The 20,214-nt window shown below is 66.6% G+C and carries 16 protein-coding genes; 3 read left to right on the forward strand and 13 right to left on the reverse strand.

Annotated elements, in window-relative coordinates; translation table 11 throughout:
- Window positions 1–320 precede the first annotated feature (320 nt).
- Together IEY58_RS08780 and IEY58_RS08785 are read left to right on the forward strand one after the other, a co-directional pair.
- Window positions 321–1,466, forward strand: a complete 1,146-nt coding sequence (locus tag IEY58_RS08780; RefSeq protein WP_189044732.1) for a serine hydrolase domain-containing protein — start codon at window positions 321–323, stop codon at window positions 1,464–1,466.
- A gap of 139 nt (window positions 1,467–1,605) precedes the next feature.
- Complete coding sequence (locus IEY58_RS08785) at window positions 1,606–2,103, forward strand: response regulator transcription factor (RefSeq protein WP_189044733.1); 498 nt, start codon at window positions 1,606–1,608, stop codon at window positions 2,101–2,103.
- Between the two features lie 81 nt (window positions 2,104–2,184).
- Here the strand turns inward: IEY58_RS08785 and IEY58_RS08790 are convergent, their stop codons facing one another.
- The 7 genes from IEY58_RS08790 to leuC form a co-directional block, all read right to left on the reverse strand.
- Window positions 2,185–2,934, reverse strand: coding sequence for an ABC transporter permease (locus IEY58_RS08790; protein ID WP_189044735.1), 750 nt, complete (start codon window positions 2,932–2,934; stop codon window positions 2,185–2,187).
- Entirely contained in the window at window positions 2,931–3,719 is a 789-nt protein-coding gene (locus IEY58_RS08795) for an ABC transporter permease (RefSeq protein ID WP_229743590.1), read from the reverse strand. The genes IEY58_RS08790 and IEY58_RS08795 overlap by 4 nt, the downstream gene beginning before the upstream one ends.
- Window positions 3,716–4,543, reverse strand: coding sequence for an ABC transporter ATP-binding protein (locus tag IEY58_RS08800; RefSeq protein ID WP_189044737.1), 828 nt, complete (start codon window positions 4,541–4,543; stop codon window positions 3,716–3,718). Before IEY58_RS08800 ends, IEY58_RS08795 begins: the two co-directional genes overlap by 4 nt.
- The gene (locus IEY58_RS08805) at window positions 4,540–5,538 is read right to left on the reverse strand and encodes an ABC transporter substrate-binding protein (protein ID WP_189044739.1); all 999 of its coding nucleotides are present in this window, start codon (window positions 5,536–5,538) and stop codon (window positions 4,540–4,542) included. The genes IEY58_RS08800 and IEY58_RS08805 overlap by 4 nt, the downstream gene beginning before the upstream one ends.
- A gap of 109 nt (window positions 5,539–5,647) precedes the next feature.
- The gene (locus IEY58_RS08810; protein WP_189044741.1) at window positions 5,648–6,541 is read right to left on the reverse strand and encodes an isocitrate lyase/PEP mutase family protein; all 894 of its coding nucleotides are present in this window, start codon (window positions 6,539–6,541) and stop codon (window positions 5,648–5,650) included.
- Window positions 6,538–7,176, reverse strand: coding sequence for a 3-isopropylmalate dehydratase small subunit (gene leuD / locus IEY58_RS08815; protein WP_189044743.1), 639 nt, complete (start codon window positions 7,174–7,176; stop codon window positions 6,538–6,540). The genes IEY58_RS08810 and leuD overlap by 4 nt, the downstream gene beginning before the upstream one ends.
- Window positions 7,173–8,612 carry a 3-isopropylmalate dehydratase large subunit gene (leuC, locus tag IEY58_RS08820; protein WP_189044745.1) on the reverse strand — a complete coding sequence of 480 codons (1,440 nt, stop codon included), beginning with the start codon at window positions 8,610–8,612 and terminating at the stop codon, window positions 7,173–7,175. Before leuC ends, leuD begins: the two co-directional genes overlap by 4 nt.
- Window positions 8,613–8,818: 206 nt before the next feature.
- Between leuC and gcvA the strand changes: the two genes are divergently transcribed.
- Entirely contained in the window at window positions 8,819–9,718 is a 900-nt protein-coding gene (gene gcvA, locus IEY58_RS08825) for a transcriptional regulator GcvA (RefSeq protein ID WP_189044747.1), read from the forward strand.
- A 14-nt stretch (window positions 9,719–9,732) separates the two neighbouring features.
- On the opposite strand, the gene IEY58_RS08830 is transcribed toward gcvA, so the two are convergent.
- From IEY58_RS08830 to IEY58_RS08855, 6 genes are all read right to left on the reverse strand, one after another.
- Window positions 9,733–10,491 (reverse strand): DeoR/GlpR family DNA-binding transcription regulator, encoded by a 759-nt coding sequence (locus tag IEY58_RS08830; RefSeq protein WP_189044749.1) that lies wholly within the window; start codon window positions 10,489–10,491, stop codon window positions 9,733–9,735.
- Window positions 10,492–10,499: 8 nt separating this feature from the next.
- A complete protein-coding gene (gene pdxA, locus IEY58_RS34715; protein ID WP_189044751.1) occupies window positions 10,500–12,743 on the reverse strand; it encodes a 4-hydroxythreonine-4-phosphate dehydrogenase PdxA in 2,244 nt (747 codons plus the stop codon).
- A 259-nt stretch (window positions 12,744–13,002) separates the two neighbouring features.
- Window positions 13,003–15,459: a bifunctional YncE family protein/alkaline phosphatase family protein gene (locus tag IEY58_RS08840; RefSeq protein ID WP_189044753.1), complete on the reverse strand. Its 2,457-nt coding sequence runs from the start codon at window positions 15,457–15,459 to the stop codon at window positions 13,003–13,005.
- 43 nt (window positions 15,460–15,502) lie between these two features.
- Window positions 15,503–18,484, reverse strand: coding sequence for a Tn3 family transposase (locus IEY58_RS08845; protein ID WP_189044755.1), 2,982 nt, complete (start codon window positions 18,482–18,484; stop codon window positions 15,503–15,505).
- Between the two features lie 171 nt (window positions 18,485–18,655).
- On the reverse strand, window positions 18,656–19,204 hold the full coding sequence (locus IEY58_RS08850; protein ID WP_189044757.1) for a recombinase family protein: 549 nt from the start codon (window positions 19,202–19,204) through the stop codon (window positions 18,656–18,658).
- Between the two features lie 211 nt (window positions 19,205–19,415).
- Complete coding sequence (locus IEY58_RS08855) at window positions 19,416–20,195, reverse strand: TetR/AcrR family transcriptional regulator (protein WP_229743592.1); 780 nt, start codon at window positions 20,193–20,195, stop codon at window positions 19,416–19,418.
- Window positions 20,196–20,214: the final 19 nt, after the last annotated feature.

Here is a 20,214-nt window from a genome sequence, read left to right on the forward strand (position 1 = left end):
ATTTCGATGTTTTTGCAATGGCTTGGCTCCGTGGCGGCTGCCTCTCGGCCCGGCGCGCCAAAATTGCCTCACCCCCAATTGTCTGAGCCTGGGCGAAGAGGGGACATCGGTTCCCTTCTTAACCTCAGCGCAACCTCCACCGGGTAGATTAGACGCACGGCTTCGGCCGGACGTCTTCACTTGAGGCGTTTCCTCCCTGACTCAGGGCCGCCATCCGCGGCCCTTTTTCTTTGGCACGCCCGACGGCTTTTTGCCGCCTTGCGCTTCGCTTGTCCAGGCGACAGGTTGGGTGCTCCTGCGCAACCTTTCGGGACGACAAGATGCCGCCGACCGACGCCTGCTACACGCCCGCCGCCGAACCTCCCTGGGAGACCGTCGAGGCCGGTGCCGCGGGCTTCGATGCCGGGCGGCTGGAAGAGGCGATCCGATTCCATTGCGCCCACGAGACGTCCTGGCCCCGGTCCATGTACCTGCCCGACGGCCGGTACATCGGCACGGCCGACATCGGCGACCGGGAGGAGCATGCCGAGGTCATCGGCCCGGTCAGGCCGCGCAACGCCCCGAACGGCCTCATCCTCAGCGGCGGTCGCATTGTCGCGGAATGGGGCGACACGCGTGCGCCGGACATGACCTTCTCGATCGCGAAGAGCTATCTGGGCCTGCTCGCCGGCCTCGCCGTGGCCGACGGGCTCGTCGCGGATCTGGACGAGCCCGTGGCGGAGACGGTGAAGACCGATTGGTTTCGGGCGCCACAGAATGCGCCCATCACCTGGCGCCATCTGCTGCAGCAGACGAGCGAATGGTCGGGCACGCTCTGGGGCAAGCCCGATGCGGCGGACCACAACCGGGTGGTCGGCGGCGCCGAGCCAGCGCCGGGAGCGAAGGGGGAAGTCCGCGCCATGAAGGCACCGGGCGACCATTTCGAATACAACGACGTGCGCGTCAACCTGCTGGCCGCGTGCCTCACCCACCGGTTCGGCCGGCCCTTGCCCGACGTGCTCAAGGACAGGGTCATGGAGCCGATCGGCGCCACGACCGACTGGGAATGGCACGGCTACCGCAACGCCTTCGTCGAGCGCGGCGGCACACGCGTCGGCTCGGTCTCCGGCGGCGGCCATTGGGGCGGCGGCATGTTCATCGCCAGCCGCGACCATGCCCGCATGGGGCTGCTGGTGGCGCGCGATGGCTGCTGGGGCGATTGCCGCGTCCTGCCGGAAGGCTGGGTCCGGGCGATGCTGACGCCGTCGCCGCGCAACAACCAGTATGGCCTGATGTGGTGGCTGAACGCCGGCCCCGAGGTGCGGTACCCGACGGCCACGCCCGCGAGCGTCTTCGCACTCGGCGCCGGGGTCAACCTCATCTGGATCGCGCCGGAGCTCGATCTGGTGGCTGTCTTCCGCTGGATCGCGCGCGACCAGGTCGGCGCTTTCATCGGCAAGGTCCGCGCCGCCGTCATTGGTCCGTGAGCAGTCCGGGAGCGAAGCGCCGAACTCGCCACATCTCCCGCGGTGGTTGCAATGGATTGGGTACAAGGCCTATCATGGCGGGAAGGACAATACCGTTGCGATCGGTAGAGCGCCGAGTGTTGGCCGCGAGGAGGCGTCCATGCGGGCCCTTATTATCGAGGACAATCCGAATACTTCCGGCAGCCTGGCGTTCATGCTGAAGACAGAAGGATTTGCCTGTCAAATCGTCGCCTTGGGTCAGGATGGGCTTGGAAGCAATGCCCGTGAGTGCGACATCATCCTGCTCGACCTGGACCTGCCGGATATGGACGGTTTCGAGGTCGCCCGACGATTTCGTGCGGCTGGAGTGCTGACGCCGATCTTGATGGTTTCGGGCCTCGATGGTCTCGATCACAAGATAAAGGCGTTGGAATTCGGAGCCGATGATTTTCTGGCAAAGCCGTTCGCCAAAAGCGAGCTGCTGACACGCACTCACGCCCTCATCCGCCGGGCCAACGGAGAGCCAGACACGGTCATCCAGTCGGGGCGCATCGTCATAAACGTCGATGCACGGACAGCGCAGGTCGACGGAAAGCCGATACGCTTGACGGAGGGGGAGTTCGCGGTCCTGCTGGAGCGTGTCGCTCGGGAACATTGAACGGCTCAAACCGAACGCTCACTGCCGGAATCATCATCAAATCGGTGGGTGCTGTCTTTGGTTGATAACTGCCGCGTATGCTTACGCACGCTCCGGCAGGCGTCCGCCGAGATACAGCATGAGGCCGCTCGCAGCGCCGGCGAACAGCGTGAGCAACAGGGTGAGCGCCATGATGAGATCGATGTTGTGCAGGCCGATCGCGTTCATGAGCAGGTAGCCCAAGCCCCGCTGCGAGGCGAACATCTCACCCAGCAACGTGCCGATAAGCGTCAAGGAAAAGCCGATCCTGAGGCCGGCGAAGATCTCCGGCAGGGCCGCCGGCAGCAGGATCCGGCCGATCATCGCCAGCGGGTCGAGGCCCATGACGCGTCCACTCTTGAGGAAGACCGGCCGGACATTGCGCACTGCGGCGATCGTAAAGAGCGCGATCGGGACGATGCCATGGAGCGTGCCGAATGCGATCTTGGCCGAGATGCCGAGCCCGAACATCAGAAGCAGGATCGGGTAGAGCGTGATCTTCGGAATGGAGTAGAGCGCCACCAGCACCGGCTCCAGCACCTCGCTCGCGAACCGGCTGAGCCCGAGCAGGAAGCCGATCGCGAGGCCGATCAGGATGGCGAGCAGCAGCGCCACACCGAAAGCCTGCGCAGTCTCCGCCAGATGGGTCTGGAACGCGCTCGTCGAGATGAGCTTCGCCGTGAAGACCAATGTCTCGGCCGGCGAGCGGAACGCGATCTCGCCGACGATCCAGTAGAGCAGTTGCCAGGCGACGAGCACCAGGGCGGCGAGCCCGAGCGCATTCAGCATCGCCTCTCTGGCCGATCGGTTCATCGCAATCCTCGTCGGGCCATCAGCGCCTTCTCCCAGCGCGCGAGCGCCATGTTGATGGCGATCGAGACCGCCAGGATGAGCAGGATCAGCGGGTACATCGTCGCATTGTCGAAATTCGTGTAGGCGAAGCTGATCTCGTAGCCCATGCCGCCGTTGGACAGGATGAACTCGGCGCCGATGATGCCGATCAGCGAGTAGGCGACGGCGAGCTTGGCGCCGGTCAGGATATAGGGCGCGGCTGAGGGCAGGGTGACGCGCCAGGCCGTCTCGAACGGGTCCATGCGATTGACCCGCGCCGTTTTCAGCAGCACGCGCGGCACCCGGTCGAGGCCGTTCAGCGTGTTCACGATCACGGCGACCACGCCCAGCATGAAGCCGATGAAGACCTGCGGCGTGTCGCCGAGGCCGAACAGGATGATCAGCATCGGGTAGAAGGCGAAGACCGGGATTGCGTAATAGGTCGCGAACAGCGGGTCCAGCATGCGGCGGAGCGGTCGCGCGCGATGCAGCAGGATCGCGGCGGCAATGCCGATGACGATCGCCAGGCCGCAGGCGATCGCCGCGTTGGTCAACGTCTTCGCGATCGCGCTGTCGAGCGAGCCGCGAACGAGCATGCGCGCCATGTCCAGGACGATCCGGTGCGGCGGCGGCATGGTCAGCCGGTCGATGGCGCCATCGAGGCACAGGATCTCCAGCGCACCCACGATGCCCACGAGCAGGACGAGCCGGCAGAGCGTCGCGCGTTTGATGCGGCGCTGGCCGGTCATGCCGCGATGCCTAGTCATGCCGCGATGCCCGGGCGGCCCATCGACTTCATCGATTCCTCGCGCAGCGAACGCCAGAGCCGTGCGGTCACGACGCCGAACGCCTCGTCCTCGACGATCCGGCTGTCGCGATCGCGCGACCAGCCGGTCTCGACGATGTCGATCAGCCGGCCCGGGCGGGACGACATGACGCCGATCCGGTCCGCCAGCATCGCCGCCTCGTCGAGTGCGTGCGTGATGAGGAAGATTGTGGCGCCCGTCTTGCGCCACAGGTTCAGCACTTCGTCGCCCATCAGCAGCCGGGTCTGCTGGTCGAGTGCCCCGAACGGCTCGTCGAGCAGAATGAGGCGCGGCTCGGTGACGAGCGTGCGGGCGATGCAGACCCGCTGCCGCATGCCGCCCGACAACTGAGCCGGATAGCTGCGGGCGAACGAGGTCAGTCCCATGAGGGCGAGCGCCCAGTCGATCCGCCGCTGGCGTTCCGCCGGCGCGATCTTCATGCGCTTCAGGCCGAACGCGATATTGTCGACGACCGTAAGCCAGGGGAAGGAGGCGTCTTCCTGGAAGACGACGCCGACCCCTTCGGGGATCTTGCCGTGGATCGGTTGGCCCTCGAACGTGACCTCGCCGCGGGTCGCGGTCGAGAGCCCGGCGATGAGCTCGAGCAGCGTCGACTTCCCGCAGCCGGACGGGCCGACGACGGCGAAGAATTCGCCCTGCCTGAGCTCGAGGTCGATCGGGCCCAGCGCATGGAACCCCTGGCCGTCGGTCCCGTCGAAGATCTTGTCGACCCCTCGGAGCGAGACGGGCGTTCCGCTCCGCGGAAAATGCTTGGGGCCGGTCATTTGATTGCCTTGATGTCGTCGGGCAGGAACTCGTTGTCGACGATCTTCGCGGCGTCGACGTCGCCCGAAATCGCGCCGACCATCTTCTGCACCTCGATGATGCGTTTCAGCCCGTCGAGATGGATCTGCCCGCTGCCCCAATATTCCACCCCGGCCGTGCGGGCGGAAATGAGGTTGCGGACGGCGCTGCGCGCCACTTCCGGATCGAGATTATAGGGCTTGGCGATGATGTCGCCGGCCTCGTCGGGATGCTGCTCCATGAAGGTGACGGCGCGCCGGCGCGCCCGGATCACCGCCCGGATGAAGTCGGCCTTGGCGCCGGCTTGCGCGACGGAGACGACGCCGACGACGTTCGCCATCGGCGGCAGCAGGTCGGTCGCCTTGGCGATCGGGCGGTATTTCGACTGGAACTTGGACCAGAGCGGCTCGGGGATCGGTGTGATGTCGACCAGGCCGATATCGAGGGCCGCGATGCCCTCGCCGAAGCCGCCGGTCTTGACCAGCTCCGCGTCGCTCGTGTTGAGACCGGCGGACTGCAGCACCAGCGTCGCCAGCGCCTGGCTGGTCGAGCGGGGGTTGGTGTAGCCGAACTTGCGGCCTTTCAGGTCCTTCACGGTCTTGATCGGGGAGTCGGGCTTCACCGCCCAGATGAATTCCGCGACGGTCAGGACATTGTCGCTGACGATCTTGATATCGGCGCCCTGTTCGATCGCCGAGATGACGGCGTTCGGGTTGATCTCGCCATAGGGCGCGTCGCCTGCCAGCATGTTGCGGAGCGTCGTGCCGCCGCCGGCCGAGGACAGGATGCCGGTGACGTTGGCGCCTTCCTCCTTGAAATAGCCCTTCGCCTCGGCGACGGCGAACGGCATGCCGTTCGCCGCGACGCCGTAGTTGCTGACGACGATCTGCTCGGCGCGGGCCGGTCCCGCCGCGATGATCGCACCGAGCGTGCAGGCCGCCAGAGATGGGACCAGATAGGCTGCGACTGTCTTCACTCGATCCTCCCCGTTTTTGGTTCTGTTTCTGGGCCTTTTGGCTTCTGGGCCTTTTGGCCCCTAGGCCTTTCGGCTTCTGGGCGTCTTGGCCTTTTCGAAGTTTCGCCGGCTAGCGGTCGTGCGCCCGATCTTCGTTGGCGACCTCGATCGCGCGCCAGCGTGCGAGGTCGACCGCCCGGTCGAGCGTCGCGCGGACCGACGCGGCATCGGCGAACGGGCGGAGCGGCTCCGTGCCGTCGGCATGACGGCGGAGCGCCTGAAGGCCGTCGCGGAGGGCCGCAACCGTCCGGAAGATCAGGCTGGCCGGGAACGAGACATGCCGGAAGCCCATCGCGCCGAGCTCGGCCGGCGTCAGCCATGGCGTGTCGCCGCCTTCGAACATGGCCGCTGACAGGAAGGCTCCCTTGAAGGCCGCACCGACACGCCGGTAATCCTCTTCCGTCTTGAGGCCGGCAATGAAGATACCGTCGACGCCGAGCGCCAGGAAGCGCTCGCCGCGGCGCATGGCGGCGTCGAGGCCGAGCGGGCCGTAGGCGTCGGTCCGTCCGATGATGAGCGTCTCCGGATCGCGGCGGGCGGCAAGCGCGGCCCTGAGCTTCCCCTCGATCACCGCCTCGTCGACTACGGCGGCGGCCTTGTCGGCGCGCTGCTGCTTGCGGTCACGGTCCTGGTCCTCGAGCAGCAAGCCGCCGACGCCGATCGCCTCGTAGGCGGCGACCGTGCGCGCGACGCTTTTGACGTCGCCATAGCCGTCATCTGCATCGGCGAGGAACGGCAATCGCGAGGCTGCGGCGATGTCGCCGATGCCCTGCACCATGTCCGTGAGGCCGATGAGACCGATGTCCGGATAGGCATGGCGGGCGGCGAGCAGGGCCGAGCCGCCGATCGTGAAGGCGTGAAAGCCCGCCTCTTCGATCAGCCGCGCCGACAGCGCGTCATGGGCAAGCGGTGTCGCAAGCGGCTGCTCGCGCTCGAGGGCTTCGCGGATGGTCGCTCGTTTCATGCCGTTTCCCCCAGGTTCCGAACGCCGGGATAGAGCCAGTTCCGTGTCGTCCGGGCGGCGCGATGGAACGCCGCGATGTCGCCCGCATGCCGCAGCGTGCTTTCGATCTCGTCGTCACCGCGGATCAACGCCTCGGCGCGTGACGCCGGCACCGCGAACCGGCGGGCGATTCCGTCCGGTCCCATGATGGTCGTGCTCGGCAGATCGACGGTGAAGACCGGATTGTCTGCATGTCGATCGACCTCCGCGAGCAGGGCGGCGAACGTCGCCGGATCGAGCTTGCCGGCGAGCAGCCCGTTGCGGAAGGCGTTCTCATAGAAAATGTCGGCAAAGCTCGGCGCCAGCACGCAGCGGATGCCGAACCGGGCGAGCGCCCAGACGGCGGCCTCGCGCGAACTGCCGCAGCCGAAATTCTCATCGGCGAGCAGGATACGGGCCGTGCGGAACGGCGGGCGATTGAGCACGAAGTCGGGCCGCTCGCGACCGGCCTCGTCGAACCGGTATCCGGCGAAGAGGCCGGCCGCCAGATCTGCCGTCATGCTCCGGAGCCAGGCGGACGGGATGATCGCGTCGGTATTGATGTTGGCGAGCGGCATCGCCGCCATGAAGCCGGTCAGCTGGACGAACGGCGTCATGGCGCGGGCTCCCGGCGCACGTCGACAATACGGCCGGCGATCGCGGCCGCTGCGACCATGGCCGGGCTCGCCAGGTGGGTGCGGCTCCGTGGCCCCTGCCGGTTCTCGAAATTGCGGTTGGAGGTCGCGAGGCAGCGGGCGCCGGGCGGCACAGTATCCTCGTTGACGCTGACGCACAGCGAACAGCCGGCGTCGCGCCACTCGAACCCGGCTGCTCGGAACACCCGGTCGAGCCCTATCGCCTCGGCCGCGCGCTTGACGGCGGTCGAGCCGGGCACGACGAGCGCGCGCACGGTCGGTGCCACCCGGCGCCCCTGGATCACCGCTGCGGCCGCTTCCAGGTCCGACAGGCGGCCGTTCGTGCAGGAGCCGATGAACGCCACGTCGATCGGCAGGCCGGCGAGCCGCGTTCCGGGTTCGAGCCCCATGTAGCGGAGGGCGGCCGCCGCAAGTTCCCGTCGCTTGGCATCCGCGAAGCTTGCGGGATCGGGTACGGCAGCGTCGATGCCCGCCACGTCCTGGGGCGAGGTGCCCCAGGTCACCTGAGGCGCGATGCGGCTGCAGTCGATCGTGAATTCCTGTCCGAACATTGCGTCGGCGTCGGTCCTGAGGCCGAGCCAATAGCGGGCCGCCTCGGCCAATGCGCTGCCGGTCGGGGCGAATTCGCGGTTCCGGACATAGGCAACCGTGGCTTCGTCGGGCGCCACGAGCCCGAGGCGGGCGCCGAGCTCGATCGACATGTTGCAGAGCGTGAGGCGCGCCTCGACGGGCAGGCGCCGGATTGCGGCGCCAGCATATTCGACCGCTGAGCCCTGGCCCGCCGCCGTGCCGAGCGCGCCGATCGTGTGCAGGATCAGGTCCTTGGCCGTCACGCCTGGCTCGACTGCGCCCTCGAACGTCACGCGCATGTTGCGTGGGCGGGTCATCGCGAGGGTCTGGGTCGCCAGCACATGCTCGACCTCGCTCGTGCCGACGCCGATGCCGAGCGCACCGAGCCCCCCGACCGTCGAGGTATGGCTGTCGCCGCAGGCCAGCAAGGAGCCGGGCAACGCCAGGCCGAGCTCCGGGCCAATAACATGGACGATGCCCTGCCGGCGATCATCGACGCCGAACAGCGGGATGCCATGCGCTCGCGCATTGGTGCGCATCAGGCCGAGGAGCTCGCGGCCGGCCGGGTTGGTCGCTTCGTCCCGCCCGGGCGCGGTCGACACGATATGGTCCTGGGTCGCGACCGTCAGTTCGGCATGGCGCACGGCGCGGCCGGCGCGCGCCAGGCCGTCGAACGCCTGGGCGCTCGTCGTCTCCTGCAGGACGTGCCGGTCGACGAACACCAGGTCGCGCCCGTCATCCAGCCGCTTGACCAGGTGCGCGTCCCAGATCTTGTCGAAGACGGTCGAGGGCGCGGCGGTGGTCGCGGCGGGGGGCCGGTCAGCCATTGCGGCGAACGCCGTCGCCACGGGAAAGACGATCTTCTGGCATCAGATTTCCTCCCAGCCCGTCGCGGCTTTCCGCGACCGGGCAGCGTTCCGCCGACGTTTGCGGCCTCCTGTCTCGGCTATTTGCTGAAGGCTAATTTGACGATGGCAGCGCGCATAGGCACAATTTGCTCATAGATCTCTCAGGAAAAGTCAGAGCACAAAGAATGCGCCGTCTTCCCCCGCTCAATGCCCTGCGCGCGTTCGAGGCGACGGCGCGCAACGGCAGCCTCACCCGGGCCGCCCAGGAATTATCGGTGACCCAGGGTGCGGTCAGCCGGCATGTCCAGCAGCTCGAGAACTGGCTCGGGGTCTCGCTGTGCGCCCGTTTGCGCCGCGGCATCGAAACGACGCCGGAGGGCGAGGCGTTCGCGGCCCTCCTCGGCAGCGTTTTCGACCAGATCGAGGCCCAGGTGCGGCGCATGCGGCAGAAGCCCGCGACCAACACGCTCCGGATCAAGTTGCCGCCGACCTTCGCGATCCGCTGGCTCGTGCCGCGGCTCGCCCGGTTCCATGCGCTCCATCGCCAGATCGACGTGCAGATCACCACGTCGCATCAGACGGTCGACTTCGACCGGGAAGATATCGACATCTGCATCCACTCGGGCACCACGCCGTTGCCCAGCGTCTATTGCCGGCGCCTGTTCGGCGAGATCCTGCTGCCCGTGTGCAGCGCCGGGCTGTTCGGCAAATATCCGCCGCTCAGCCGGCCGGAAGATCTGGCGCGGCACGTCCTGCTGTGCTCGCTCCACCGGCCCGATGATTGGCCGCTCTGGCTGCGCGCCGCCGGCGTTCGGCACATCGACGGCAACGAGGGGCTGAAGTTCGAGAATTCGGCGCTGGCCTATCAGGCGGCGACCGACGAGCTCGGTGTCGTCATGGCGCAGCGCGCGTTCGTCGAGGACGACCTCAGGGTCGGTCGGCTCGTGGCACCGCTCGACCTGCGCATCGCGACCTCGAGCGCCTATTTCCTGGCCTATTCCCGTGCGCGCCGGGCGACGCCGCTGATGGCGGCGTTCGAAGAATGGATCGTCGAGGAGACCGCCGCCATGGAGGAGGCGGCCTGAGCAAGGCGCCGGCGTCAGGCCTCGGCCCTAATGACGCGGGCACCGGCGGCCGCGAACGGCGCGCATTGCTCGTCGGTCGTGCTGTCGTCGGTCACGAGCGTCCAGCGGGGTGGCAGTTCGGCCCAGAAATCCTGGTCGCCGCGGGCGAGTTTCGTCGCGTCGGCAAGGACCACCACCTCGCGTGCCTGGTTGATCATCAGGCTCTTGAGCGCCGCCTGCTCGAGGCTTGCCTCGCACAGGCCGCGGCCGGCGACGACGCCGTCGGCGCTGGTGAAAAGCTTGTCCGCCGTCATCCGGCGCATGCCGTCGAGCGCGAGCGGACCGACCGTGCTGACGCTCGTCGCCCGGAACGTGCCGCCCAGCACGGTGAGCGCGATGTCCGGTGCGTCCGACAAGGCCGCGACCAGGGACAGGTTGTTGGTCACGATCCGGTGTCGCCGGGGCTTCAGCAGCAGCCCGAACGCTGCCACCGTCGAGCCGGCATCGAGGATCAGCGCGTCGTCGTCGGCGAGAAGGGCGAGGGCGGCGCGCGCGATCGCCGTCTTCTGCCGGCTGTTGACCTGCTGCCGCTGGCTGAGGCTGGCCTCGGGCGCGGCGTGGGCCAGGATGGCGCCGCCGTACGTCCGGCAGATGGCGTTGGCGCTCGACAGCTGCTGCAGGTCGCGGCGCACGGTCGAGGCCGAGACGCCGAACCGCTCAGCCAGCGCCTCGACGTCGACCTCGCCGCCGCGCAGCGTGTCGAGCAGGATGGCCCGCCGCTCCTTGCTGCGCATGGGCGGGCTCAGGCGGCGTGCTGGGGCGCCAGCTCGGCCGCCTGGCGCAGCGCCTCGATCAGGCTGCGCTCGTCGGCGATGCCCTTGCCGGCGATGTCAAACGCAGTGCCATGGTCGACCGAGGTGCGGATCATTGGCAATCCCACCGTGATGTTCACGCCGGCCTCGAGCCCCAGCACCTTGATCGGCCCATGGCCCTGGTCGTGGTACATGGCGACGACCATGTCGTAGTCGCCGCGCGCGGCCAGGAAGAACAGCGTGTCGGCCGGCAGCGGGCCGCGCACATCCCAGCCCTTGGCCTGGCAGGCTGCCACGGCCGGCACGATCTTTTCGGCCTCCTCGCCATGGCCGAACAGGCCGTTCTCGCCGGCATGCGGGTTGATGCCGCAGACGCCGATGCGCGGCCGGGCGATGCCGGCCTTGGTGAGCGTATCCTGCGCCCGGCCGATGACGCGCTCGACCAGGCCCGGCTCGATACGGGCGATGGCGTCGATGAGCCCGATATGGGTCGTGACATGGATGACCCGTAGCTTGGGCGAGGTCAGCATCATCGAGACCTCGGGCGTGCCGGTCAGCGCCGCCAACAGCTCGGTATGGCCAGGATACTTGTGGCCGGCGGCATGCAGCGCCTCCTTGCTCAAGGGCGCGGTGCAGATCGCTTGCGCTTGGCCGGCCTCGACGATGCGGACGGCGCGCTCGATGTAGCGGAAGGCGCCTTCGCCCGAGACGGCCGAGACCCGGCCGAACGGATGGTCCGGCGGGATGAGCTTCAGGTCGATGCAGTCGACCGTGCCGGGCGCGAATTTCGCATCCTTGGCATCGTCGAGGCTCGCGACGTCGAGCGTGGTGCCGACGATCCGGCCGGCCGTGCGCAGGCGCTCGGCATCGCCGACCACGAGCGGCCGGCACAGCGCCGACACATCCGGATGGGCCAGCGCCTTCATGATGACTTCCGGGCCGATGCCCGACGCATCGCCCATGGTGATCGCTATGATCGGACGGGTCATTTGGGTTCCCCCTTGACGAATGAGATGCAGGTGGCGGGCGATCCGGGTCAAGCTGTGCTCGCCGCCGAACGCCCCGGCTTTGGTGACGATGGGAAAGGAGACGGCGCCGAGCGTCAGCCCCAGCGACACACCCGGCTCGAGCTCTTCCATGAGGCGGATGCCGTTCACCCCGAAGCGCGCGAGCAAGGCCGCCGCGGTTTCCCCGCCGGTCGCGGCGAGCGCGCCGATGTATGCCGCCGCGGGCGCCAGCGCCTCGGCCAGGCCGGCGGCGAGGCGCGGTCCGAGGCTGAGATCCGGCGCCTCGGTCATGCCGATCTCGACGAGCACGTCACGGCCGGCATCGAGCAGGGCGCCGACTTGGCGGCCGAGCGCCACCCGATCCGGTGCGGCGCCGGCATTGAGCAGCAGGTCCAGCCGGACCGGAATATGAGTGACGTCAGGCGCCGCAGCGAGCGCCCGCGCCGCCGTTCGCGAGGCGGCGGCGAGCGAGCCCACGACGATCAGCGAGCCTTTGGCGGTTGCGGGCAGATGCTGGACCGTGGACCGTTCGCCCGGGGCGATGGCGGCAAGCGCATGGGCGAGGCCCGCGCTGCCGATGAAGAAGGCGGCGCTCGTGGCGGGCAGGCTCGCCTCGGCGAGGCGCTTCAGATCGTCGTCCGTCTCGGCATCGCAGATGGCGACGAGATCGCCTTGCGCAGCGAGCGCCTCAAGTGCCGTCCGCAATTGCTTGGCTCCGCCGCGAATCACGCCAAGCGGCACGGTCGCTGCATGGATGCCGACGCCGGCCAGGATCTGGGCCAGATCGGCGGTCGGATAGCGATGGTCGCGCCGCCAGACTTCCGTCTGCTCGAGCGGCGCGCCGTCGACCCGGACGCGGCCGTCGATCGTCGTGCGGCCGGTCGCCGGGAAGGCCGGGGCGCAGATACCGAAGGCCCGGCTTTCCCGCGCGCGGACCGCTTCGAGGGCGGCCACGGTCTCGGCGGCGAAATGGCCGCGCAGGGTCGAATCGATCTTCTTGAAGAGAACGCGTCCATCGCCATGAAGCCGGGTGAGGGCTGCCCGCTGGCGCGCGACGGCCGCAGCTTCGGCCAAGCCGCGGCTATCGGCGTCGTAGGAGAAGACGTCGCCCGTCGGCGCCCGGTCGCCCCAGCCGACCACGGCCGCCGTGCCGCGCTTGGCGAACGCGCTGGCGCAGTCGGCCGCCCCGGTCAGGTCGTCGGCAAGAATCAGCCAGCCGCGCGCCATTTTTGAAAACGCCCTCCTGTGCGTGTTTCAGGCATATTTCGCCTACGCATGCGACATTAATGCGCGATATGCGCAAATTTATGCGTAATTCGCGCAGTTCCGTCAATGCTTATCGGCCGTGCTGCTGAAAGAGCGCCCATGCATGGGGCGGGGGTGCCAGCCCGCCGCGTCATGAGAAAGGGCCGGATGCTTGCGCATCCGGCCCCCGTCACTCCCCGTTGACTACCTTCGGAGGCTCGCGCCTCCGAGCCTCCAGGCTTTAGTCGTCATTGTCCTCGGTCGGCTTCTTGTTCGCCGCGGCCGCGACGAAGGCATCCGGCGCCTGGATCTCGGTTTCACCCGGATACGGCCGCTTCCAGTTGGTGGCCGAATACCAGACCAGGTGGTTGAGGAAGTCCTCGTCGACCGAGTCGGGCTTGCCTTCCTTGCCCTTGGTCATCGCGTCGGACGCGACGTTCCAGGCCTTTTCCACGGCCGACATGCTGGCGACAGACGTCGTGTCGAAGTTGGCCGGGCCCGTGCCGGCGATCGGCGTGTTGCCGGGGCCGATGTTCAGCGCCGTGTTGGCCGGAACATGGTCGAACGGCGCAAGGTTCGGGGTGTTCTGGAAGGCGTCGTACATCGGCGAGGCCGTGAGATCGAACTGGGTCAGCGGCTCGAGGCCGAGGATCTGCTCGATCGTGCGGTTGACGTTTTCCTGCGTGTAGGTGGTGTGGATGACCTTGCCCACGCCCGGCGCCTGCGGGGCAGCGGTGTAGGGGCTGATCGCATAGACCGGCTGGCGGTGACCATCGACGTGGTCGACGCCGTCCTGGCTGTCGTCTTCCTCGACGAAGATCGCGCTCGAGCCCCAGACCGAGCTGTGGCTGATGGCCTCGACCATGCGGCCGAGCGCCAGGTCGTTGTCGGCCTGGTAGTTGGCCGGCAGCGGGTAGCCGGTGGACGTGCCGTTGGTATGGTCATCCGGCAGCCAGATGATCGTCAGGTTCGGCACGCTGAAGGTGGCGTCCTGCTGCTGGAACTGCTGGATCCAGTAGTCGGCCCGGTACTGGTCCGGAATGCCGAGATTGAACGAGGGGTAGTGCGGATCGAGGATTGCCGACGCCGAGGGGACCGTCGTCGACTCGGTGTCCGAGTTGTCCGGAACGATGGCGGCACCCTGGGCGCCGTTGGTCTCTTTGTAGAGGGTCGTGTTGTAGAAGTCGGCCCAGCTGTAGCTGCTGCCGTCCGGCTTCTTGGCGATGGTGTAGCCGCCGCTCCACTCGCCATAGAGCTTGACCGACAGGCCCCGCTTCTGGGCGGCCGTCCACAGGAAGCCCTTCGGCGTGTAGGTCAGCGCGTCGTTGCTGTTGCCGCCGGGGTAGCTGCGGATCCAGTCCGGCGACAGGATGTCGTTGGAGTAGAACGAGCCGGACTCGACGATCCAGGGATGGCCGTCGGCCGACTGGCGGCTCGGCGCATACACGTTGTCGAGCAGCGGGAAGCGCGTCACCAGCGCATGCTGGTTCGGCGTGTTGCCGCCGAAGACGGCGAGCGACGGGTCGCCGTTGCCCTGCGGCAGATCGCCCAGGATCTGGTCGTAGGTGCGGTTTTCCTTGATTAACAGGAAAACGTGCTTGATGAGCGACGGCTCGCCGACATGCGCCGGAATGGCGACCGGCGCCCGCCCGCGGTCGGCACGATCGTGCCGGACGTCGACGTACTTCGAGTCCCAGTGGTTGTTCTTGATGACCTGCGCGGTCATCTGGTCGAGCTGGCGCTCCGTCGGCAGCGGGATCAGATTGACGACGCCCGCTTCCTCGTGGGTGTTGAAGCCCTTGACGCCGTGCGCGCTGCCAAGCACGCCCTGCGCGCCCACGCCCTTGTCGTCGTTGACGACGAGCTGGTTGTGCGCGGCGTCGTAGGCGATCGAGGTCGGGAAATAGGCGGTCGGGATATAGCCCTTCACCTTGTGCGCGTCCGGGCCCGCAAGCGGGATGACCGCGATGGCGTTGGACTGGCCGAGCGTGACATAGGCCGTGCCGTTGGCGATGGCGATGCCGTTGGCGCCGGCGCCGAAAGCGCCGTCCCGGAGCGGCACGCCGACGTCGATCGTGTGGACGACTTCGTTGTTCTTGGTGTCGACGACCGAGATCGTGTCGGAGTACGAGTTCGCGACATAGAGCTTGCCGCCGTCGAGCGTCATGCCGGCGGGATGCAGGCCGACGTCGATGGTGTGGGCAACGGCGCCGGTGGTCAGGTCGACGACCGAGACGGTGCCGGTGGTGGCGGAAGCGTTCTTGCTGTCGACGACGATCGGCGTGCCGTCAGACAGGTTGGTGAAGTCGGACGTGGTCGCGGGACGGCCGCCCTCGTTCGTGACATAGGCGTACTTGCCGTTGACCACGATGCTGTTGGGCGCATTGCCGACCGGGATCTGGCCGGTGAGCGTGCCCGTCGAAAGGTTGATCACACCGACCGTGTTGTTCGCATTGAGCGCGACCAGGGCCGTCGTGCCGTCGGCGGTCACGGCGAGGCCGCCGGCATTCGCCGATTTGCTGTTGAACAGGTTCGGGTTCGCGGGCGGCGAGGGCAGCGACACGCTGAAGGCCTGCGTCAACGTGCCGGCGACCGGGTCGACGTTCGCCACGGCGACATAGTTGCTGTCCTGGCTGAACAGCAGCTTCGAGCCGTCGGCGGAATAGGTGATGCCGGGGGCATGACAAGAGCTGTTCACAGCGACCCGCTAAGGAAGAACATTTGTCGAACGAAGTCTTGTATCAAGCAACGAAGCTGTACGCGCTACGCGGTTGGCGCAACGGTCGAAACGTTCCAGGGATCAGTGGCTTGGCAGCCCATGAATAGGTCCCGGTGAGATTTATGTGCTCCCACATCAGTGGAGAGACGTGCCGCAGCTGATCATCGGGAATTTCGCGGCCCTGCATCCGTAGGTGATCGGCGATCCGCGCCAGATAGATCGTGTTCCAGTGGATGATGGCGCCGGCAACCAGGTTCAACCCGGAGGCCCGAAACGCCTGGCTGTCGAAGGTGCGATCACGGATTTCCCCGCGCTCGTGAATGAAGATCGCCCGCTTGAGCTTGTGGGCCGCCTCCCCCTTGTTCAGCCCGGCCTGGCATCGACGCCGAAGATGCGGGTCGGAATACCACTCGATCATGAATCGGGTGCGCTCGATCCGACCAAGTTCGCGGAGCGCGCGCGAGAGCTGGCTGGGGTTCTTGGACGCCGCGAGCTTTTTCAGAATGGTCGATGGCGCGACGGTCTTGAGGTTCAGCGACATGGCCAGGCGCAGCAACTCGTCCCAATACTCGCGGATCAGGGCAACATTGATGACGGCACCGATATGGCGTTTAAGAGAGGGATAGGCGTCGCCGCGCACAAACGGGTGGAATTGCCGCCCCTTGAGGTTCCTCAGCCGCGGGGCGAAGCGCCTGCCGATGAGTGCGAATAGCCCGAATACGTGGTCGCTGCTCCCGCCGGTATCGGTAAAATGCTCCTCGATGTCGAGGACGGTTTCGTGGTCGAGAATGCCGTCCAGGACGTAGGGCGCTTCGCTCTCACTCGGGCTAAGTGGCAGTGCGCTATAGTAGCCGTACTGGTCTGAGAGATGGCTATAGATCTTGCCGCCGGGCTCGGTGCCATAGTGCGTATTGACGTCGCTTCGGGCTGACGCACGATCGGCGGCGCGGAAAAACTGTCCGTCAGATGAAGAGGTTCGTCCCGACCCCCAAAGCAAGGCATGGGGGTGAATTGTCTGAGCGTTGGTGATCGCGGCCTGGCCGCCTTTGTAGGTCTCCGATCGCAGATGAAATAGCCGGGCCCACACGATCTGTCGTTCGCTGACGCCGATCGACGTTCCGGCCATGCGCTTGGGGCCAAGATTGGTTGCATCGGCTAGGATTGCCGCCATCAGCGCCGACGTGCTCCGAACAGGCTCCTGGGTTCGAAGATGGGTGAAGCAGTGCGTGAAGCCGGTTCGGTCATTCACCTCGGACAAGAGATCCGGAACGTCGATCAGGGGGAAGAACGGCTGAACTTCCTGCTTCAACTGGTCCACCTCAGGCGGGACTTCACCCGACAAAGGGGCGACGACGAGTTCGCCGTCGATGAGCCGGACACCGGTGAGTCTGCCATTTCGCACCCGCCAGGCGAGCCGCTTCAGTTTGAAATCGACCTCATCTTGCATCGCGCCCAGGTAGGCGTCGACCTCGCGTGGCACCCCAAGCCCGAGGTCGTCGGCGGCTTTCCTGGCGGTAAATTCGGCGTTCGGCACGAGATGATCGTCGAATGGCTTGAACGTGCGACTACCGGCGACCCAAATGTCACCCGATCGTAGTCGGTCACGCAGCACGGCGAGCGTGGCGATCTCATACCGCCGCCGGTCCGGCTTGCCGTCCACATTGATCAGGCGGCGCGTGGCACCCTCCCTAAGATGCCCCATGGGTATTCGATCCGGCATCACTCTGCGGCCGTCCCGATTCATCGCGCGCAAAAGCTCTAGCGCGGCGAGCAGCGGATCGTAGCGGTACGAAGATAGAAACTCGAAGGCATCGAGAAAACGCGGGGCGTATTTTCGGACGCTGGCATAGCGCTCGGTGGCGATGATGAGTGGTTCCGGCTCGCTGTCGGCAACCAGGGCCTCTACGGTTGGCTGGACCTGCATCAGACGGTGCCAGCCGACTTGCGCATCCAGGGTGTCCAGCACATCGTCGTTCGCATCACTTGCGGCGACCAGCGCCCTGAGCGTATCGCGGAACAGGCGCAACGCCCGCGTGGTCTCCTGGCGGGCATCGATGTGCCGCTGCTTCTTTTCGGCGACGGCGCGCGAGAAAAGCCGGCCGATCAGCTTTATGAACATGCCGATTGCGGCATCTGTCAGCGCCTCCCCGAGGGCGATCAACTGCGCGATGATCGTGGCGCGGCGTCGACCAGCGTTGAAATCGGCGGCGAGCCAACTCGGCGTGATCTCGCCTTCACGGACCATCTGCTTGAAGCGGTCGGCGTGGATCCTGTCGCGTCGGCGCGGGTCGACGCCCAGGGACCGCACGAAGGCGACGCGGTTTATGAGGCCGGCAAGGTTCTCGGCGGCGGGCGCTTCGGGATGCGAGCGCAGCCAGCCGAAGCGGCTCTGGCGAATTTCAGGATCGACGACGAGGAGTTGGTCGAGCGCCTCCAGTTGATCGCGCGCAAGGTTTTCCAGCAGTGCGGCATCGGCTCTGCGACGCGCCACAGCGCGTCCAGCGAGCCCGATACGGTCGATCTCCTTCGCCGACAGAAGCAGGACCTGACGCGCGCGCAGCGTCTCGATGATGGCGCCCGCAATCGCGTCGCCGCGATCGGTCGCAGTCGCGGCGCCGATCGCGGCGACCAATGCTGCCCGCCTGTCCTCCGACGTGGCCAGGCGAACGGCCAGTTGATGCTGTAGAACACGGCCATGCTCGAGCCGCGTCTCCTCGCGTCGGCCGTAGGCAGCAAAGACATCCGGTTTCAGGCCGAGTTGGTCGGCGACATACGCGAGCATCGCGGTTGGTGGAGCTTCGCCAGCGGCCAATATCCGACCCGGATAGCGCATGAAGCAGAGCTGAACGGCGAATCCGATCTGGTTCCAGGGGCGTCGTCGCGCCAACGCCTGATACCGGTCCTCGGGGGAAAGCGTGTAATGGCGGATCAGACTTTCTTCATCGGCGGGAATATCGAGCAAGCGCGCGTAGCTTTCCGGCTTCAGGAGACTTCGCCTGCCCATTATTTACCCCCCGCCCATGATCGTCTGCGCCATCCTGGCGACTCTGACCCGCGCGTGTCGATGTGAAAGGCGGCCGTCGACATCGGCGCTCGCAGCCGTCACGTAGAGGGCATCGCGCTAAGTGTTAGCCAAGCAACGCTAAGCTGGACATACCAAGAACATGGGAGCGAGCTATCTGGCCAAGGCTCGATACAGCGTCGCGGCATGGACATTGAGGATCTCCGCAGTCTCCCGCGCGGAGGTTCCCTCACCGATTAGGCGCTGCGCCAACGCGACCTGATCAGAGGTCAGCTTCGGTGGCCTTCCAAACCGGACGCCACGCTTCTTCGCCGCAGCGCGTCCCGAGCTGGTGCGCTCATGAATCAGTTCACGCTCGAACTCGGCAATTCCGGCGAAGACCGTGAGCACCATGCGTCCCGCCGGTGAGGTCGTATCAGCCCAGGGTTCGTGAAGCGATCGCAGACCGGCCTCGGCGACTCTGAGCTGCTCCGCTATTTCGAGGAGATCCCGTGTCGATCGAGCGAGCCGATCCAAACGGGAGACTACGATGACGTCCTCGGAGCGAATCTGGTCGAGCATCCGGACCAACTCGGGACGGTTCCGCTTGGCGCCCGAGATCTTCTCTTCATAGATTCGAGCGCAGCCAGCCGACTGCAGCGCCGCTCGCTGAAGCGCCAAATTCTGATCGTCGGTCGAAACTCGGGCGTAGCCGATGAGCATGGTGCTGCCTACGTGTCGCAAATACCATCGCGAAATTGTTGACTTTCGCGACCGGCTTTTGCAACGGGAGAACTCCAGGCTCCTTTACGCGCTCAGCCTTCGTCGCAAAACTTAGGACATTCGCTACTGGCCCCTTTCCTCGACCGGCACGCCGCGGCATCCCTCGCTGTAGCGCTTGTGTGGCGCTCTGTCCCGCCGCCGGTCCGACCCGCTATTTCCGGACCGGACGCAATCCATCGAGGAACAGCCTGACGGTCCGTTCGACGAAGGCCTGCCGTTCCGCCTCGGAAGCCTGCTGGTCGCGGCCGGACCACAGGGCCCGGCAATGGTCCATGCCATCGAGAGCGGCGAGGAAATGGTCGGCTGCGAATTCGGGATCCTCGTAGTCGAACAGCCCGCGCTTGGCCGCCTCCACGAAATAGGCGCCGACCGCCTTGCTCACTCGCTCGGGGCCCAGGCGGTAGAAGATCTCGGCGACCTCGGGAAAGCGCTTGGCCTCGCCCGTGACGATCTGCTCTGTGCGGATCGCCTCCGGCGAGGTCAGCAGATCGACGAAGCGCCGTCCGATCCGTATGAGCCCCTCTTCGAGGCTCAGCCCGGCGAACTCCTCGCTGCTGAAATGGAAGCCGCTCGCCTGGCATTTGGCCGTGATCGTCGCCTCGAACAGCGCCTCCTTCGACGGAAAGCGCGAATAGAGCGTGGTCTTCGACGCGCGGGCGCGCTGCGCCACGAGATCCATCGAGGCACTGGCAAAGCCGTGCTCCAGGAAGACCTCGGTGGCGGCCTGGAGGATAACCTCTACCTTGCGATCCTCGCGGGCGGGGCCGAGGCTGGTTTCGTCGTTCATCATAAACTGCGCTGTACGGGTTGACCGGCGGCGGTTTTCTATTTGAACACGATCTATATGGACCGGGCTGTTCAGTACCCGCGGCGAAGGCCAACCGCGCTGCGGCCGCTTACGCGGCGGCCGCAGCGAAATCGGCGAGGCCAAAATTCGTGCGCTCGCGGGA

It is taken from the genome of Aliidongia dinghuensis (assembly GCF_014643535.1).
Taxonomy (GTDB): Bacteria; Pseudomonadota; Alphaproteobacteria; order ATCC43930; family CGMCC-115725; genus Aliidongia; species Aliidongia dinghuensis.

Excerpts from the sequence above, each read along its gene's own strand:
- IEY58_RS08785 (WP_189044733.1), top strand. The coding sequence starts at position 1,606 with ATGCGGGCCCTTATTATCGAGGACAATCCGAATACTTCCGGCAGCCTG.
- leuD (WP_189044743.1), bottom strand. The coding sequence starts at position 7,176 with ATGACGCCGTTCGTCCAGCTGACCGGCTTCATGGCGGCGATGCCGCTC.
- gcvA (WP_189044747.1), top strand. The coding sequence starts at position 8,819 with ATGCGCCGTCTTCCCCCGCTCAATGCCCTGCGCGCGTTCGAGGCGACG.
- IEY58_RS08810 (WP_189044741.1), bottom strand. The coding sequence starts at position 6,541 with ATGAAACGAGCGACCATCCGCGAAGCCCTCGAGCGCGAGCAGCCGCTT.
- IEY58_RS08830 (WP_189044749.1), bottom strand. The coding sequence starts at position 10,491 with ATGCGCAGCAAGGAGCGGCGGGCCATCCTGCTCGACACGCTGCGCGGC.
- IEY58_RS08850 (WP_189044757.1), bottom strand. The coding sequence starts at position 19,204 with ATGCTCATCGGCTACGCCCGAGTTTCGACCGACGATCAGAATTTGGCG.
- IEY58_RS08795 (WP_229743590.1), bottom strand. The coding sequence starts at position 3,719 with ATGACTAGGCATCGCGGCATGACCGGCCAGCGCCGCATCAAACGCGCG.
- IEY58_RS08790 (WP_189044735.1), bottom strand. The coding sequence starts at position 2,934 with ATGAACCGATCGGCCAGAGAGGCGATGCTGAATGCGCTCGGGCTCGCC.
- IEY58_RS08845 (WP_189044755.1), bottom strand. The coding sequence starts at position 18,484 with ATGGGCAGGCGAAGTCTCCTGAAGCCGGAAAGCTACGCGCGCTTGCTC.
- pdxA (WP_189044751.1), bottom strand. The coding sequence starts at position 12,743 with ATGGCGCGCGGCTGGCTGATTCTTGCCGACGACCTGACCGGGGCGGCC.
- leuC (WP_189044745.1), bottom strand. The coding sequence starts at position 8,612 with ATGGCTGACCGGCCCCCCGCCGCGACCACCGCCGCGCCCTCGACCGTC.
- IEY58_RS08780 (WP_189044732.1), top strand. The coding sequence starts at position 321 with ATGCCGCCGACCGACGCCTGCTACACGCCCGCCGCCGAACCTCCCTGG.
- IEY58_RS08800 (WP_189044737.1), bottom strand. The coding sequence starts at position 4,543 with ATGACCGGCCCCAAGCATTTTCCGCGGAGCGGAACGCCCGTCTCGCTC.